This window comes from Winogradskyella sp. ABM4_392 (assembly GCF_056160445.1).
Genome location: NZ_JBSWXE010000029.1, coordinates 1 through 239 on the forward strand (window position 1 = coordinate 1; position 239 = coordinate 239).

Below are 239 nucleotides of genomic sequence, written 5' to 3' on the forward strand. Positions count from 1 at the left end.
TATCGGCTATCGCTACTCCATCTAAGGTCACATTTCCGGTGTTGGTTACCGTGATTGTATATTCTACCGTGTCGCCTAAACTTGCTCCGACTGGTACAACGTCATTGGTGATCGCTACCGTCTTAACCGCCTCGATACTTGGGTCTTCTGCGATGGTGGTTTCTGTTGGATCATCTTCTGTGTTACCATCCGTGTCATCTCCATCATCACTCGTGTCATCGACATTGGTATCTGCCGGA

1 protein-coding gene is annotated in these 239 nt (G+C 48.5%); it reads right to left on the reverse strand.

The features are described from left to right. Positions 1-239, reverse strand: a 239-nt coding sequence (locus ACXAFS_RS15335) for a DUF7507 domain-containing protein (protein WP_475308058.1), incomplete at both ends; no start/stop codon positions are given.